This window comes from Pseudomonas sp. MYb118 (assembly GCF_040947875.1).
Lineage (GTDB): Bacteria > Pseudomonadota > Gammaproteobacteria > Pseudomonadales > Pseudomonadaceae > Aquipseudomonas.
This window is the reverse complement of the sequence record NZ_JBFRXN010000001.1, coordinates 1,159,425-1,176,169: the sequence shown is the minus strand read 5'-3', so window position 1 is coordinate 1,176,169 and position 16,745 is coordinate 1,159,425. Positions and strand designations below refer to the sequence as shown.

Annotated in this window: 12 protein-coding genes; 4 read left to right on the top strand and 8 right to left on the bottom strand. The window is 59.7% G+C overall.

The window, feature by feature from the left end:
• Window positions 1-35 precede the first annotated feature (35 nt).
• Window positions 36-530 carry a PaaI family thioesterase gene (locus ABVN20_RS05495; RefSeq protein ID WP_368554480.1) on the top strand — a complete coding sequence of 165 codons (495 nt, stop codon included), beginning with the start codon at window positions 36-38 and terminating at the stop codon, window positions 528-530.
• A 237-nt stretch (window positions 531-767) separates the two neighbouring features.
• On the opposite strand, the gene ABVN20_RS05490 is transcribed toward ABVN20_RS05495, so the two are convergent.
• The 3 genes from ABVN20_RS05490 to ABVN20_RS05480 form a co-directional block, all read right to left on the bottom strand.
• Entirely contained in the window at window positions 768-2,165 is a 1,398-nt protein-coding gene (locus ABVN20_RS05490; protein ID WP_368554479.1) for an MFS transporter, read from the bottom strand.
• A 494-nt stretch (window positions 2,166-2,659) separates the two neighbouring features.
• Window positions 2,660-3,673 carry a GlxA family transcriptional regulator gene (locus ABVN20_RS05485; RefSeq protein ID WP_368554478.1) on the bottom strand — a complete coding sequence of 338 codons (1,014 nt, stop codon included), beginning with the start codon at window positions 3,671-3,673 and terminating at the stop codon, window positions 2,660-2,662.
• A gap of 51 nt (window positions 3,674-3,724) precedes the next feature.
• On the bottom strand, window positions 3,725-5,101 hold the full coding sequence (locus ABVN20_RS05480) for a Fic family protein (protein WP_368554477.1): 1,377 nt from the start codon (window positions 5,099-5,101) through the stop codon (window positions 3,725-3,727).
• A 311-nt stretch (window positions 5,102-5,412) separates the two neighbouring features.
• Here ABVN20_RS05480 and ABVN20_RS05475 point away from each other — a divergent pair, with 311 nt between their 5' ends.
• On the top strand, window positions 5,413-5,838 hold the full coding sequence (locus ABVN20_RS05475; RefSeq protein WP_368554476.1) for a hypothetical protein: 426 nt from the start codon (window positions 5,413-5,415) through the stop codon (window positions 5,836-5,838).
• A gap of 162 nt (window positions 5,839-6,000) precedes the next feature.
• On the opposite strand, the gene ABVN20_RS05470 is transcribed toward ABVN20_RS05475, so the two are convergent.
• From ABVN20_RS05470 to ABVN20_RS05460, 3 genes are all read right to left on the bottom strand, one after another.
• Window positions 6,001-6,651 carry a response regulator transcription factor gene (locus tag ABVN20_RS05470; protein ID WP_368554475.1) on the bottom strand — a complete coding sequence of 217 codons (651 nt, stop codon included), beginning with the start codon at window positions 6,649-6,651 and terminating at the stop codon, window positions 6,001-6,003.
• Between the two features lie 97 nt (window positions 6,652-6,748).
• Entirely contained in the window at window positions 6,749-7,210 is a 462-nt protein-coding gene (locus ABVN20_RS05465) for a lecithin retinol acyltransferase family protein (protein ID WP_368554474.1), read from the bottom strand.
• Between the two features lie 112 nt (window positions 7,211-7,322).
• Entirely contained in the window at window positions 7,323-12,800 is a 5,478-nt protein-coding gene (locus ABVN20_RS05460; RefSeq protein ID WP_368554473.1) for an AAA family ATPase, read from the bottom strand.
• A 284-nt stretch (window positions 12,801-13,084) separates the two neighbouring features.
• On the opposite strand from ABVN20_RS05460, the gene ABVN20_RS05455 reads away from it, so the two are divergent.
• Together ABVN20_RS05455 and ABVN20_RS05450 are read left to right on the top strand one after the other, a co-directional pair.
• Window positions 13,085-13,474, top strand: coding sequence for a response regulator transcription factor (locus ABVN20_RS05455; protein WP_368554472.1), 390 nt, complete (start codon window positions 13,085-13,087; stop codon window positions 13,472-13,474).
• A 272-nt stretch (window positions 13,475-13,746) separates the two neighbouring features.
• Entirely contained in the window at window positions 13,747-14,694 is a 948-nt protein-coding gene (locus tag ABVN20_RS05450) for an MBL fold metallo-hydrolase (protein ID WP_368554471.1), read from the top strand.
• A 597-nt stretch (window positions 14,695-15,291) separates the two neighbouring features.
• Here the strand turns inward: ABVN20_RS05450 and ABVN20_RS05445 are convergent.
• Both ABVN20_RS05445 and ABVN20_RS05440 read right to left on the bottom strand, forming a co-directional pair.
• Window positions 15,292-15,636 (bottom strand): hypothetical protein, encoded by a 345-nt coding sequence (locus ABVN20_RS05445; protein WP_368554470.1) that lies wholly within the window; start codon window positions 15,634-15,636, stop codon window positions 15,292-15,294.
• Between the two features lie 207 nt (window positions 15,637-15,843).
• Window positions 15,844-16,224: a response regulator transcription factor gene (locus ABVN20_RS05440; RefSeq protein WP_368554469.1), complete on the bottom strand. Its 381-nt coding sequence runs from the start codon at window positions 16,222-16,224 to the stop codon at window positions 15,844-15,846.
• Between the last annotated feature and the right edge of the window lie 521 nt (window positions 16,225-16,745).

Sequence of the window (16,745 nt, the reverse complement as noted above, 5' to 3'; positions counted from 1 at the left end):
TCCGGGGCTCCGACAACCTTCAAGGATGCCCCGCCATGACCCGCCTCGACACATCCCTGCAAGACAGCGCCGCGCCCGAAGGCGTTTGTTACGGCTGCGGCGGCAGCAACCCGCACGGATTGCACATCAAGAGCCACTGGCATGAAGACGGCGTGCACGTCATCGCCGAACACCTGCCCGAGGCCAAGTATTGCGGCTGGCCGGACCTGGTCTATGGCGGCCTGATCGCGATGTTGGTGGACTGCCATTCCAACTGGACGGCGATGGCTTATCACTACCGCCAGGAAAACCGCGAAGTCGCCAGCCTGCCCCGCATCAACTGCGTCACCGGCAACCTGGGCATCAAGTTCATCAAACCGACGCCCATGGGCGTGCCGCTGACGTTGAAGGCGAAAGTGGAAGGTGAAACGGGGCGCAAGACCCGGGTCATCTGCGAGGTGTATGCCGGGGATGTGCTGACGGCGGTGGGGGATTCTGTTTTCGTACGAGTGGACGCCGAACAACTGGCCGCGCAGGCGCACGGCCGGTAAACACAAGACCTTGTGGGAGCGAGCCTGCTCGCGATGAGGCCGGCACATCCTGCATCAAGGGTGCCTGACACACCGCCATCGCGAGCAAGCCCGCTCCCACAGTTGATCTGGGTTGCTCACAACATTTGTGTGTACCTCGAAACCTGTAGGAGCGAGCTTGCTCGCGATGGCGTCGGCACATCCAGCATCAATGTGACTGAGCCACCGCTTTCGCGAGCATGCTCGCTCCTACAGTTCTTAGAGATCGGTGATTTCCTTGTGGCGCGGTACCAGCAGTTTCATCACGCTCCAGGCGACCAGGTACGCCAGCGCACAGATGGCGAACATGATCATGTAGCCGGTGTGGATGTCATTGACTGACTTGTAATAGTCGAACACCCAGCCACCGATCTTGGTCATCACCACGCCGCCCAGGCCACCGGCCAGGCCGCCGATGCCGACAACCGAAGCGACGGTCTTCTGCGGGAACATGTCGGAAACGGTGGTGAAGATGTTGCACGACCAGGCCTGGTGCGCGGAAGCGCCTACGCCGATCAGCAATACCGGCACCCAGTAGCTGATGTAACCCAATGGTTGCGCGAGCAACACCAGCAGCGGGAAGAACGCGATCACCAGCATGGCTTTCATGCGGCCGTCATACGGCGCATCGCCACGGGCCATGAAGTAGCTGGGGAACCAGCCGCCACCGATACTGCCGACCATGGTCATGCTGTACAGCACCGCCAGCGGGATGACGATGGCCGCGCCCTTCATGCCGTATTGCGCCGAAAGGTAAGTCGGCAGCCAGAACAGGAAGAACCACCACACACCGTCGGTCATGAATTTGCCGAAGGCAAAAGCCCAGGTCTGGCGATAGGTCAGCAGCTTGAACCACGACACCTTCTTCTGTGGCGCGTCGGTATCCGGGGTGACAATGCTCTGCGCGTCACTGCGGATGTAAGCCAGTTCCTCGGCCGACAGGCGCGTCTGGTTTTCCGGTTTGTCGTACAGGGCAATCCACGCCGCCACCCACACGAAGCCGAGCATGCCGATCACGATGAATGCCGCTTCCCAGCCCCACAGCGCGGCAATCAGCGGCACGCAGATGGGTGCCAGGACCGCGCCGACGTTGGCGCCCGAGTTGAAGATCCCGGTGGCGAAGGAGCGTTCCTTCTTGGGGAAATACTCAGCCGTGGCCTTGATGGCGATGGGGAAGTTACCCGCCTCACCAATGGCCAGCACTGCACGGGACAGCATGAAGCCGGCGATGGACACCGGGATCACCGCCAGGCCGAAGGCGCTGCACACCGCCGCGATACCCTCGCCCATCGGAACGGAGAACGCGTGCATCATCGCGCCAGTCGACCAGATGCCGATCGCGTAGACGTAGGCCTTCTTGGTGCCGATCTTGTCGACGAAACGCCCGGCGAACAGCATGGAAATGGCGTAGACGAACTGGAACACCGAGGCGATGTTGGCGTAATCGGTGTTGCTCCAGCCGAACTGCGTGGACAGGTCCGGTGCCAGCAGGCTGAGCACCTGGCGGTCCAGGTAGTTGACGGTGGTGGCGAAAAACAGCAGCGCACAGATGGTCCAGCGATATTTGCCGACCGCCTGGCCGACACGTTGCGCATTGATGGGCTCGTTCAGATTCATGGCATCACTTTTATTGTTGGAGTTGGGTGATGATCTCTCGGGGTCAATCGAGATCGGTGCTACACGCAGCACGCCGCTTGGCATGTCGCGTCAGACAAACAACAGGTGTGAATCAGGAGATTGGCGCGGCGGCCAGGGATAACGGGGATGGCGGTGACGAAGGTCGAGCGACCGGACCACGGGAAACGAGGTCGAGGGACGTGCGCAAGCAGGTAGCGTTCATGATGGGGCCCGGTTTTTTGTTATTGGGGGTTTGTAACATCATATGTCGTCGTACAACTGTGCCTTTTATAGCGACTCCCCTACCCCGCGTCAATCGGCAAAATAGCCGTTCGTCTTCACTTTTTAATTTGTTTGATCGCGGTCAAGCCTGACGCGCAAAGGCATTGCGCATGAGGGGCAGGAAGTGGAGCTGGCGTTCATTTGGTCGTACGACAACGCACGTCGCGTGCGCAGAGGGGAAAGTCGGCTGGCGAGAGCCGACTCGGGGAAGATCATTTGACCAGGCGTTTTTCCTTGGACGGCCGATAGCCGAAATACGAGCTGTAGCACTTGCTGAAATGGCTGGGTGACACGAACCCGCACGCCACCAGCACATCCACCTGGGACAGTTCGGTGTGTTGCAGCAACCTTCGTGCTTCGGTGATTCGCAGCTCCATGTAGTAGCGCTGTGGCGTGGTGCCCAGTTGCTCCTTGAACAGGCGCTCCAGCTGGCGACGGGAACGGCCCGCGTAGATCGCCAGTTGTTCCAGTTCCAGGGGCTCTTCGAGGTTGGCGTCCATCAACTTCACCACCTCGCGCAGCGGTGCGCTGACGCAAATGTTTTCCGTGGGCTTGATCCGTCGGTAACGCGATTCCTCGAACGCCAGGATGTCCTCGATGCCTTCGACCAGCGCCTTGTCGTGCAGGCCCTTGATCCAGTCCAGCGCCATATGGAAAGCCCCCGAGGGGCTGGACGCGGTCAGCCGGTCACGGTCGATGACGTAAGGTTCACTGGTGACGTGGGTAGCCTTGGCGATTTCCGCCAGGGCCGGTCGATGCTCCGGGTGAATGGCGCAACGATAACCGTCCAGCAGGCCGGCGATGCCCAGGAACCAGCCGCCATTCCACAGGCCGGCCAGGCTGATGCCTTGATCGGCGGCGAGTCGCAGCAAACTGGACAACTCGTCGCTGGCCTTGAGTTCAGTACGGTAGCCGCCGCAGATGACCAGCAGATCCAGCTCCTGGATCGCTGCCGCATCAATCCGCGCGTCCGGACGGATGACCAGCCCCAGGTCACTGACCACCTCGCCGTCGTGCAAGCCGAAGGTCCGCGAGGAAAACAGCTTGGGCCGCAACAGGTTGGCGGTGACGATGGTATCCAGCGCCTGGGTAAAGGCCGGCAGGGAAAAATGTTCGAGCAACAAAAAGCCGGTCCGGGTCAATTGAACAGGCTGGTTGGGGTTTTCGTTCAGGTAGCGAAGGTTCTTGCCCTTCATGCCTCCACTGAATTGGCGACGTTCGATCAAGATTCAGAGCACTCGTTAACGTTGGCGATCATGGAATCAGGATATCGCAAACTACGCACATTCGTTGCCCCCTGTGGGAGCGAGCACGTTCCTGCAGGGCCGCAAGAAGAACACCCACTCGCGTCCGATCCTTCTTTTCTCGAACACATTGAGCTCCACCAGCCCATTCAGCGCGGTCGACGCCGCGTTGTAGGAACAATCGAGATTTTGCTTCACATTGGCGGCCGTGAACTCCTTGGCCATCCCGCTCTTGGCGACCTGAAAAACGGCACGTTGCTTTTCGGTCAACTGGTGAAAGAACCCGGACTCCAGCAACCAGTTATCAAAACGATCGCTGTACGCCAGACTTTTCCGATAAGCCTGGGCGAAACCACCGACGGCCCGCAAAATCACCGAGCATTGGAAATCTATGAAGTACGTCAGGTCGAGGTCATCTGCCTCGCTGTTCAAATAGGAGCGCCCGTATTTCACCGGGGCATTGCGCAACAGAATGCTGATCGCGATGTAGCGGAAGGCCGAAAAGTCGTTTTTGAACATGAACCAGTAGAACAGCGCCCGCGCGACCCGGCCGTTACCGTCACGAAAGGGATGTTCATAGCCCAGCGCAAAATGCAGGGCGATCCCTTTAATCAAGGGATGAAGGTAATCCGCCTTTTCGATGTCGTTGTGAGACTGATTGATCCAGTCTGCCAGCCTGCGTAATCGAGACACCAGCCCGGCCGCCGGAGGCGGTACATGCACGGTATTACCCTCGCCGTCCTGGACCACGACGTTATCGTTGTCCCTGAACACTCCCGGCGAGTATTGCTCATCATCAATGCCCTCGACCCCCACTCGATGCATCGCTGAAATCAGCTCGGCGCTCAGGGCCTCGTCGCGCTTCTCCCAGGCGAAATTCATCATTTTGTAGTTACCGATCACCATCCGCTCGTCCGGCGTGCGCGGCAGGCGTTTGCGCTTGAGCATGTCCTTGGCCACCCGCGTGGTGGTCGCAGCGCCTTCGAGCTGACTGCTGCTGATGGCCTCGTCTTCGATCAGGTCATTGAGCAGGTAACTGAAATGTGCATGCTCGCCGATCTGGCTGGTCATGAACTCCAGCGCGGCCGTCGTCGCCTGACGGTCCACGGCAGAGATCGCTTTCTGCGCCAGCGGCGTGAGCAGATAGTGCCCCCACTGCAGAGGATCACCCAGCGGCAAAAGCCGAGTGTACTGCGCTACCCGCGCTTTCTTGACCAGCGCCCAGCACAGGTTCGCATCCAGACCAGGTGCCCAGCGGTAACGCAGTTCGTTGAACGGCCGGTAGCGCCTCTGGTCATCCAGTGGCACCAGCAGGGCCAGGTAATCGGCAAGGCGTTCCTTGTGTGGCGACTGTCCCAGCAGGTCGAACACGGGATCGTGTTGCCCTGTCAGCTTTGGCGGCTTTTTCATTGTTGCTGTCTCGAAACCTCATCAAACCGGGGCTCGAGTACAGCATTCGAGGGGGACTGACTCAATATCAGAGGTTTCTGAAACATTTGTAGGAGCGAGCTTGTCGAGTCGTCGCACCGTCGCGATGGAGGACCAGGCACCGCGGGCATTCAGTCAACCAGCGTTATCGTTGACGTCCATCGCGACGGCTCGACAAGCTCGCTCCTACAGAGGGGGGGAGATTGATTGAACCTCGCGGTTACCGGTGTTTTCGAATGACTATCGACGCAGCTCCCTTCCCTGGGCGAGGCGCCATTGTTGAGGATGCCCCGATGAACACCAGAGTTCTGCTTCTGCTCGCCAGCTTCAGCCCGGCGCTGGCCTTCGCTGAAGGGTGCGATGTGCTGACCCGCTCGCAAAGCCCTTCAGTACCCGCGGTAGAGTCCCACAGTTGTTATGAATACGAAGGCATGCCGGTAAATGCCATCGACTGGTCGTGCAGCAATGAAAGCAAGGACATGCTGACCAGCACCAAGAAGAAGGTCGCTCAGTGCGACGATCATTATCAGGCCCGTTGCGTCGCGACGCTGACGCAGGAGTCGCTGGCCAACCCGCATTCGACCAGCAAGGACAAGAATGCCAAATCGCCGAACATTCCCGATAACGCGCAGGTCACCACCTACTACTACGATGCCGAGCACCTGAGCCAGGTGAAGGTGGATTGCGAGTCGGGAGGTGGGCGCTGGGAAATGAAGTAGCCATGACCGCCCCCTGTAGGAGCGAGCTTGCTCGCGATAGCGGTGTGTCAGCCACCCTCGATATTGAATGTTCTGACGCCATCGCGGGCAAGCCCGCTCCCACAGGTTTCAGGTACACCCTGATGTCATACACCCACACAGGGAGTGGGGGCGGGTTCTGGGTCAGTGTTCCAGGCGTTCGCCCAGGGCTTCGGACATGCGCACCAGGTCGGCGAACGATTTGGCGTTCATCTTTTTCATGGCGTGGCCACGGTGGATTTTCACGGTGATTTCGCTGAGGTTCATCTGGCCGGCGATCTGTTTGTTCATCAGGCCTTTGACGGCCAGGGCCATGACTTCTTTTTCCCGCACGGTCAGCGATTGATAGTGGCTGTGCAGGTCGGAAAACTGCTGTTCGTTTTCCCGGCGTTTGACATCCGCCTGCAATGCCGCCGATACCGCGTCCAGCAGGTCCTGCTCGCGAAAGGGTTTGGCCAGGAAGTCCACCGCGCCGGCCTTCATCGCCTTGACCGACATTTCGATGTCGCCATGGCCGGTGATGAACACAATCGGAATATTGGCATTGCTGCTGGCCAACTGGCGCTGGAACTCCAGGCCACTGGCGCCTTGCAGCCGGACATCTAGCACCAGGCAACTGGCGTTGTCACCCTTGGGGCGGTCCTGGAACTCGGTCGTGGAGGCAAAGGTTTCGACCTGAATGCCGGCCGAGCGCAGAAGGTTGCTCAAGGCATTGCGCATGGACGCGTCATCATCCACCACAAACACCGTAGGGCTTTGATTGCCTTGCTTGTTGGAGGGTGGATTCCCGCTCATGCACAGCTCCCCGCTTGAGAAAAAGTGTAGTACGCCACTTTATCTCAGATTGAGCAGTACACAAACTTGCGTAAATCCATTGGAAATATGCGGACATTCACGCGATGAAGGACAGGTGCAGCGCCGAAACCAGCGACAGCCAGTAACGCGGGTAATGGAACAATGCCCTGATCTGCGCACTGCAACTTTTGCCGCTGATGCACCAGTTGCAGAAATGCTCACAGTTGTTGGAGAACACGCTGTATCGGCTCTCCCCTACCCTCGAGCGGGCACGGCTGACCACTTCATCATCCGAATATTCCCGGGCCTCCTGCACGATCCAGATGGACCGGCCATTGGCAAACTGTTCAAGACCGACCACTTCCACCGGCCCGGCCCTGAACGAACCGCTGAACCCGGAGTAATGAATGACCTCGCCGCCACCCAGGTAGATGCCGTGGTGCAAGTAAAAACCTCTGGGGCTGACCAGATGGCAACCGACCGGCAAGTTGTCAGCTTGCGCGTCGGTTTGCATCAGGTCCAGGCACCCACTCGTCAACTTCATGGCCAGCGTATTCACGATACATTCTCCGCAACCCTTGAAACGACTATATCGCTGGGGTTGCGGCACTACATTTGTACCTGTGACTACTTCAAACGACCATTCATATACCTCAGTGCAAACCTAAGTATTACGCCTCGACCTGTTCCACCGGCAGGGTGAACTGGACGACAGCGCCCCGCGGCGTATTGGCGCTGGCCCACAAGCGGCCACCATGTGCCTCGATAATCGAGCGGCAGATCGACAGCCCCATGCCCATGCCGGTCGGCTTGGTGCTGTAGAACGAGGCGAAAATCTGCTCGGTGTTGTCCGAAGAGAACCCCGGCCCCGAGTCGCTGACACAGACCAGCACGCTGCCGGCATCATTCAGTCGCGCGCTGATGTGCAACTGGCGCTCATCGTCACTCACGCCATTCATGGCTTCGAGGGCGTTCATGATCAGGTTGAGCAACACCTGTTGCAGCTCGACGCGGTCTCCGGTGATCGAAGGCAGCGCCTGCTCGATGTCGGTCAGCAGCGACGCGCCGTTCTTGCTGACCTGGCCACGGGTGAGTTCGATCATTTCGCCGATCGCCGCATGGATGTCCACCGGCCCCTTCTGCGGTGGCGCCTTGCGAATGTGTTGACGAATGCGCCCCAACACATCGGCCGCACGATTGGCGTCCTGGATCAGACTGCCCAGCACGGTGCGCACTTCGTCGATTTCCGGCGGTTGCAGGCTCATCCAGCGCAAGGCCGCGTCGGCATTGAGAATGGCGGCGGCGATCGGTTGATTGACTTCGTGGGCAATCGACGCCACCAGGTGCCCCATGGTCGCCACGCGGTTGGCATGGGCCAGTTCGGTCTGCACCTCGCGATAACGCCGCTCGCTGTCGCGGATTTTCTCTTCCGCCTGCTTGCGCTCGGTCAGGTCGAGGACGAAGGCCACGCCTTCCTTGGTATTGGCCTCGAACATGGCCAGGCCGACGATGACCGGCAGGCGCCCACCGTCCTTGGTGAAATATTCTTTTTCGTACGGTTGCGCATAACCGGTGCGCACCGCCTGGGCCAGATGTCGCTCGCTGATCTCGCGAAACTCCGGTGTGGTCAGGTCCCGCCAGCGCAACTGGCCCGAGGTCAGGTCTTCGCGTTCGTAACGCACCATGCGCAGGAACGCATCGTTGGCCTCGATGATGTCGCCATTGGCGTCCCACACCAGAATGCCGATGATGTTGGCATCCACCAGACGGCGGATCTTGCCTTCGCGCTCCGCGACCTCACGGTACAGACGAGCGTTTTCCAGGGAAATCGCCGCCTGCGAGGCCACCAGCTTGAGCACGGCAATGCGCGTGGGGCTGAATACCCGCGCGGCCAGGTTGTTTTCCAGGTAGAGCGCGCCGGTCAGCTTGGCCTGGTTCATCAGCGGCAGGCAGAGGATCGAGCGCGCATTGCGCTGGCGAATGTAAGGGTCGTCGGCGAACGCCGGTTCGGTCATCGCATCATCCAGCGATACGGTCTCGCCGGTACGCAACACATGGTAAAGCAGCGACTGGGGCAGTCGCGCCGATGTCATCGGTTCATCACCCAGCTGCATCGAGTCGCTGCCGGTGGTCACTTGCGCGGCGATGCGGTGCTCACCGGTGTCCGACAGGACCAGCACGCCCCGCTCCGCGCCGGCCTGCTCGATGGCCGTGCGCATGATCACGTCAATCAGCTTTTCCAGGACGATTTCACTCGACACTGCCTGGGAAACCTTGATCACGGTCGCCAGGTCGAGGTGTTCGACCGGCGCGACCATGGTCGTCGTCGGCCCGAGCGCCTGGGTTTCCGTACGCAGCGCCGGGTAGCGCGCCTCGAGCTGGCGCACCTTGCCGTCAGCGCCCCAGCGCAGGTAGCCGTAGCGGGCATCCTGCATGTACACACTGGCGACCTTGCCAAGCCCGCGAGCGGCGTAGAACCGCGCAGCCAGCTCGTTGGCCAGCGCTTCGATATGAATGAAGCCGCTTTTTTGCGCCGAGTGGATGGCCTGTTCGAACAGCAGCTCGGCCTCGATCATCCGCCCTTCGACACGGGCGATTTCGGCTTCGACCAAAGCGGCGCGGCTGGCGAAATTTTCCGGGCACTGTTGCGCCCAGGTGTTCAATTGCTGATGTGCGGCGGCCATGGCGCTCAGGTGCGGGGCGCGCTCACCGATTTCCAGACTGTCGCACCAGCGTGCCCGCGTCAGGGCGTCAAAGAAGTAGTACTCGGCCTCCTCGAAGAACAGGCTCATGGTCCAGAGCAACTGCCTGGCCTTGTCGGCCGCCTGCATGGCGGTGGGCAAATCGTCGGCCATGTAGCGGGCCTGGAGCTTGCGCACCCAGTACTTGCTCTCGGCCAGGGCCAGGTCCGGGTTGCTGGCGTAATGGGCCTCGATGCCTGTCTCGTTGAACTTGCTGTCATCGAGGCACCCGAAGACCGATGTCAGGCCTCGCAGCATGCGGATCAGCGCCGACTGTGTGCTCATGAAGCTGATCACCAGACCGAAACGCACCTTGCGTGCGTAGGACAACCCTCGCTTGGCCTCAGCCTGGACTTCGGACAATGGCTCGCCGGCAAACAACAAATCGGAAATCAGACTGTTACCGGCGTAGGCGCCATAGGGCAGATCACCGATTCGATTCGCCGCCACGAACGAACGGCGCAATAGATCACGGCACTCGCTGACGGGCTTCATCCAGCGCACGGCAAAAATCGAAAAACACAGGTAAGTACTCGCTTCGAAGCGCTTCAAACCCCGCTGTTCAACGAGCGCACAACCGAGCTGACCAAAACGGAACCCGGCTTGATAATCACCGAAACGCCGTCCCAGGACCCGGAAGGCATTGGCATAGTGCAAGCTCGCGGCATCACAGTTGCCACCTTCAAGGCACAGGCTGATCGCCTTGCAGATGACCAGGCATGTCAGGTTGGCATTGGTTTGCACCGCCGGCGGGAACAATTTGCCCAATGCGCTGACGGTCATCAACGAAGCGTCATCCTGCATCAAGGGCAAGTCGATCAGCGATTCGATTTCCCGGTTACCGAGCAACTTCCATATGCGTTCGTACTCTTCGCGTACTTCATCGTCGCTCGGGCTGGCCGACCACTCGATACCGACATGCCGCAGATAGTCGAGGCACACCGTGACCGCCGCATCGCTGCGATCCATCATCAGGTAGTCATCCACCTGCAGGCACACGACATTCGCCCGTTCAATCGTCGTCGTGGCGTGCTCCGACAGTGCTGAAAGGCGCTTTTCCGCGACCGACAATTGCCCGGTGAGCAGCTCGCATTCGGCCCGGTTCAGTTCCAGCGCGAAGATCAGATCGTGCAGGCGCTCCCAACAATCCTCGTCCAGCAACTGTGCGCCGGTGGTCAGGTAGTTGTGGGCCGAGGCGTAGGCTGTCGAAGCCTTGGCACGCTGGCCGGCCATCAGGTTGAACCTGGCGAGTTGCTCGCGTTCGTCCCGGTCGGTCAACAGCGCAGCGCCACGGTTGAGCTGGCCGACGATCTCGAAAATCGCCTCTTCACGTTCATGCTCGGGCGTCTGCGCCGCGAGCAAACGCCCGATGCGCAGATGCGCTTCGGGTCGCTCGGCCTTGGGAATCAGCGAATAGGCCGCTTCGTGAATGCGGTCGTGCATGAACCCGTAGGCACCTTCCAGGCGATGCACCAGTTCCTGGCGGATGGCCTCCCAGAACACCGCGCGCACCTGGGCCTTGGTCATGCCCAGCACGGTCGAAAGCGCCGCGGTTCCGGCCACGTTGCCCAGGCAGGCGAGTTGTTGCAGCGCGTGCTGGGTTTCCGGTGGCAGGCGGGTGAGCTTGCCGACCATCAGGTCGACAATGTTGTCGGTGTAGCCCTTGGCGTGGATGCGTTCGGCGCTCCAGCTCCACTGTCTGACCTGATGATCGAAGGTCAGCAGTTTTTCGTCGGCCAGGGTGTGCAGGAACTGAATGACGAAGAACGGATTGCCGGCGGTTTTTTCCAGCACCAGTTGCGCCAACGGCTCGATGTGCACGAGGTCGTCGTGCAGCGCATCGGCGATCAGCCGCTCGATGTGAACCTTGGCCAGGGGCGCCAGGGTGATTTCGTCGATCCGCCCACCGCTGTTGCGAATGGCCTGGAGCTTGCCGGTCAGCGAGTGGCCGACATTCACTTCGTTGCTGCGGTAGGCGCCCACCAGCAACAGGTGCTGCACGTCGGAGCTGGTCAGCAGGTCTTCCAGCAGATCGAGCGTCGCCGCGTCGATCCACTGCAAATCATCCAGAAACAGTGCCAGTGGATGCTCGGACCTGGCGAACACGCCGATAAAGCGTCGGAACACCAGGAGGAACCGTCGTTGCGCCTGCTGTGGCTCCAGGGCAGGCACCGGTGGCGGTTCACCGATGATCAGTTTCAGTTCCGGTATCAGGTCGGTCATCAGCCCCGCTTCGGCGTCCAGGGCACCTTGCAGCGCATCGCGCCACTGCGCCAGTTCGACGTCGTTCTTGCCCAGCAGCGTACGCACCAGGCTCTGGAACGCCTGCACCAGCGTGGCATAGGGAATGTCGCGCCGGTACTGGTCGAACTTGCCGGCGGCGAACAGACCACGGGGCGGCACCAGCGCCTTGTGCAGTTCATTGACGACGGACGACTTGCCGATCCCCGAATAACCGGTGACCAGCATCAGCTCCGGCGCGCCGCTGGCGATGCTGCGGTCGAACGCAGCGATCAGCGCGCTGACCTCCTGCTCGCGGCCGTAGAGTTTCTCGGGAATCATCAACCGGTCGGAGGTGCCCTGCTCGCCCAGCGCGAATGCATTGATGTGCCCCAGCGACTCCCAGTCGGCCAGGCATTGGCGCAGATCCTGTTCGACACTCGCGGCTGTCTGGTAACGCTCTTCGGCGGTCTTGGCCAACAATTTCATGACGATCCCGGACAGCACGTCGGGAACGGACTTGACCCGCTCGCTCGGCGACTGCGGCTTTTTCGCGATGTGGCAATGGACCCACTCGATCGGGTCAGAGGCCATGAAGGGCAACGAACCGGTGAGCATCTCGTAGAGCGTGACACCGAAGGAATACAGGTCGCTGCGCAAGTCGATCGAACGATTCATCCGCCCGGTCTGCTCGGGTGCCATATAAGCCAGCGTGCCGGCGATGGTTTCCAGCGCCTGGCGCTCGCGGGGCAGCCACGACGCCAGGCCGAACCCGGTCAGGCGAGCCCGGCCATCGGCGCAGTTGACCAGAATGTGCGACGGCTTGATGTCCTTGTGCACCAACCCGCGCTGATGGAGCTTGCCCAATGCCTGGGCAATGCTGATGGCCAGGCGCAGAAAGGTCGCCGTGGGCATGGGAGCATTCAACAATTGCAGCAGTGGCGTACCGCCGGTGTCCTCCAGCAGCAGATACATCTGGCCGTTTTCTCGCACCATCTCCAGCGGCCGCACGGCCCAGGCGCCATCGAGTTCATCCTTGAGGGCGAACTCGTGGGCGAAACGACCGAGGCACGCCGGCAGCGGTTGCTCGGCAGTCGGCCGCGCCACCAGCACCGGACGGCCGCCCTGCGCCGCCGAGCCCGGCTCTCGAGAGAACGTGCGCTCGCCATCGTTCCACAGTATCTGCATGTCGTTATCCATCGGATGGGGAACAAGAGGTCGGCTTGCAACGGCCGCGCATGACGGTCATGCGGTTATTGTTTTTTTCGGCGGAGCCGTCAGGGAGTTGTGCCATTGAGACTAGCCGTTAAATGAGAAGATAACCCATCCACGGCAAAAAAATAATCATTCCACAGGCGTTTCCAGCACGACAACGACGCTTAGGTCTTAGCCGATCATACATAGGTATACTTTTACCCCCACCCACTTCGCGTATGTTGTAATCACGATAGAAAACTTCATGAGCACACTTGATGAACCAGGACTCGAACACCGCCAGGATGATTGTTGCAATCGTCGATGATGACGATTCAGTGCGGATGGCGCTTGATAATCTGTTGCGTTCCATGGGCTACAAAATCAAGACTTACTGCAGTGCGCTGGCCTTTCTGGATTCGAACGACCCCGCTCACACCGACTGCCTGATTTCCGACATTCAGATGCCCGGAATGAGCGGCCTTGAGCTGCATCAACATCTGCTCGAAATGGGCCATCGGATTCCCACGATCTTCATCACGGCATACCCCGAAAACCTTCCCCAGGCGATCAGCGAGTCGCCGACGCTGATCGCCTATCTGCCTAAACCCTGTGAAACCAACAAACTTCTGAGCTATATCGAAACGGCCCTCCATCAGCACCGTTGAATGTATTGCCCATGCTGTTTTAAACCTTCGTATATCCCCATGCCACTGACGTATGGTTTTTCTGAACCGACGTAGAACTGCGCCATGGGCGGTCCGCCAATACTATGAATTTACAGCAGACAACCTGCTGCACTCATAACAAGCCTGAACTAGCGGCCTGCGTTGATTACGCCATGAAAGTTGCGGATAGATTGACAGCAACTGATTGAACAGCCGTCGGGCAGAGGAAAAATTTCATCGGAAATTTTGCCCCAAATACCGGAGACCGACCCATGACCTTGCACCTGGATACCAATCCCCAAGCCCTTGAACCCACCACCGCATTCAACCCGGGCACTGCCGGTTTCGAAGAGCTGGTGCCTTCTCGCTATGCGCTGCGCGTTGGCGAGATCGACGTGCTGGTAGTCAGCGATGGCGTGCTGCCGCTGCCGACCTCGACCATGTCCACCAACGTCGACCCACAAACCCGTCGCGAGTGGTTCGAGAGCATCTTCGTCGGTCCTGACGCATTCGATTGGGCACTGAACGTGCTGGTCATCCGCACCGGTAACCAGACCATCCTGGTAGACGCCGGCCTGGGTGGCCAATTCCCCGGGTTTCCACGGGCAGGCCAGCTTCCCAAGCGCCTGGAAAACGCCGGTATCGACCTGGGCTCCGTGACCGACATCATCATCACCCACATGCACATGGACCATATCGGCGGCTTGCTGGTCGATGACGTGAAGAAGCGCCTGAGTCCTGATGTGCGCATCCATGTGACGGCGACTGAAGTCGCGTTCTGGGAATCGCCGGACTTCGAACACACCGACATGCCGTCGCCGGTGCCGGATGTCCTGCGTGCCACCGCCAACCAGTTCATCAACGATTACCGCGGCAACGTGCGCACGTTCGACGACGAGTACGAAGTGGCACCGGGCGTGGTGGCCAAACTCACGGGCGGCCATACCCCAGGGCACTGCGTGGTCTACGTGAACTCCGCGGGCGAAAAACTGACCTTCGCCGGTGACGCACTGTTCCCCGTCGCCTTCGAACACCCGGAATGGCACAACGGCTTCGAACATGATCCGGAGGAATCGGTCCGGGTTCGCGTGCGCCTGATGCAGGAAGCCGCCGCGAGCGGCGAGCTGTTCGTGGCGACCCACCTGCCGTTCCCGTCCGTTGGCCGCGTGGCCATCGACGGCAACGCGTTCCGCTGGATTGCAGCGTTCTGGGATTACTGATCCGCCCCGCGAGAAAAAACGCCCCGGCCCTGTGGTCGGGGCGTTTTCGTTTCGGCAATCAACACCCTGCCTGTCCCCCGCCCCTGTAGGAGCGAGCTTGCTCGCGATGGTCTCAAAAACACCGCAGGGTGTCAGGCATCCAGCGTCATCGTTGGCGACCATCGCGAGCAGGCTCGCTCCCACAGTTACCTGCATTCCCCAACTCCCCCATTCGCCCATGTCCCTGTAGGAGCGAGCTTGCTCGCGATGGTCTCAAAAACACCGCAGGGTATCAGGCATCCAGCGTCATCGTTGGCGACCATCGCGAGCAGGCTCGCTCCCACAGTTACCTGCATTCCCCCACTCCACCATTTCGCCCATCTCCCTGTAGGAGCGAGCATGCTCGCGATGGTCTCAAGAACACCGCGGGGTGTCAGGTGCCCAGCGTTATCGTTGGCGACCATCGCGAGCAAGCTCGCTCCTACAGGAGAATGGGGGGAATGGGCGGATGGATAATCCTGGACAAAAAAAAGCCCCACATCCGATCAGGTGTGGGGCAAGGGAATTGGTTGGTTGCGGCCAACCAAAGGAGCTCGGGGCAAACGTTTACAGCTTGAATCAGATGCAGTCCTGGGCGGCGCGGCCAAAACTCGATGGCAGGAAGTTCGAGGCCAGCAGGTGCCGCTCGTAGATGAACACCTTGCCGCCATTACCGGCCTTGTAGGCCTCGACCACGTTGTCCGCGGAAATCTTGCTCGGCACGACGATCCGGTAGCTGCGCTGAGTCTGGGAGACCGTTGGGTGCAATGAATCACCCTGCAGTTTCGGCACAACGCAATCGGCGTATTCGGCCGGGGTCTTGCTGGTCTGCAAGGTCAGCGTCGGGTCATTGGGTGCCGAAGCACATCCAGCGAGCGTAGCGAGCGAGGCAACCGCCATGGCAGTAAAAAATAAACGACGCATCGGTCTCATCCTGAAAAAAAGGTTCGCTTGATCATTGAGGAAGCGGCGCCATGAGCGGGGTTAGCCGGATGATTCAAGGCAACTTCGTGATCTGCATTCGATGGAGGTGATTGTCCGGTGATTGCCGGCAAAGTGGAACTTGCGTTTGGTGATGGTCACTATTACCTCTAACAATAGTTGCCGAGGGTCGATGACTTCGCTGATGCACTAGCCGGCTGCCGCGGCGTTCAGGACATCCTGCACGCGGCTCATCAGTTGCTGACCGCTGAAAGGCTTCCTGAAGTAGCCGGCAGCGCCCAGTTCACGGGCCTTGAACTCGGTGGTTTCGCGCTGACAGGCGGTGATGAAGATCACTGGCAGACGTCGACCGCGCGCCTGCAATGCCTCGTACATCTGAAAGCCGGTCATGCCGGGCATGCGCACATCCGAAATCAGGCAAGCCGTTGATTCAGCAACGCTACATGCCAGATAGTCCTCGGCACAGGCGTAGGTCCTGGCGCTGTAGCCCATTGACCGAACCAGGCTGTCCAGCGAGGTACGAACGGTGTCGTCATCATCGACGATCGAAATGATTGGTGCGTTTGACAATTAGCTCAACCTTCAATGATTGGGGGCTATCTGACATGGCCCCGCCTGCTTGAAGACTGTCATCCGTCCCCACTGCTTACAACATACATATGTATAGATCGGGGTATCTAACAACCCATCGCTACAGCGGCCTAAAACAGTGTTAGAGCCTCTGCTTAATCGCCATTAATACCTAAGTGTGAGTAACTCATACAAAGATACCTGCGAGAAAACCCTACGCATAAGTGACGCAACTGTTCAGTCCTTTACTATTTAGTCAGTTCCGGCAATACCCAATTCCTGCAGTTTTATACGCTCGCTAACATGAATAGTGCATCGACCTGCCCGGGATATTCATGGAAGAGCCTACCGTCCACATAGGGTGAATATGATGAAGACTCAAGATCTCGGCCTGGCCATCGCTTTTCTTGCGGCAACGGGTTTGATCGCAGGGCACGCTGTCGCCGGCGAAACCTGCGTTGAACCGAATGTCGTTGCCGGGCGGGAGAACAATGCTCACGAAGACACCCAGCCACCGGAAC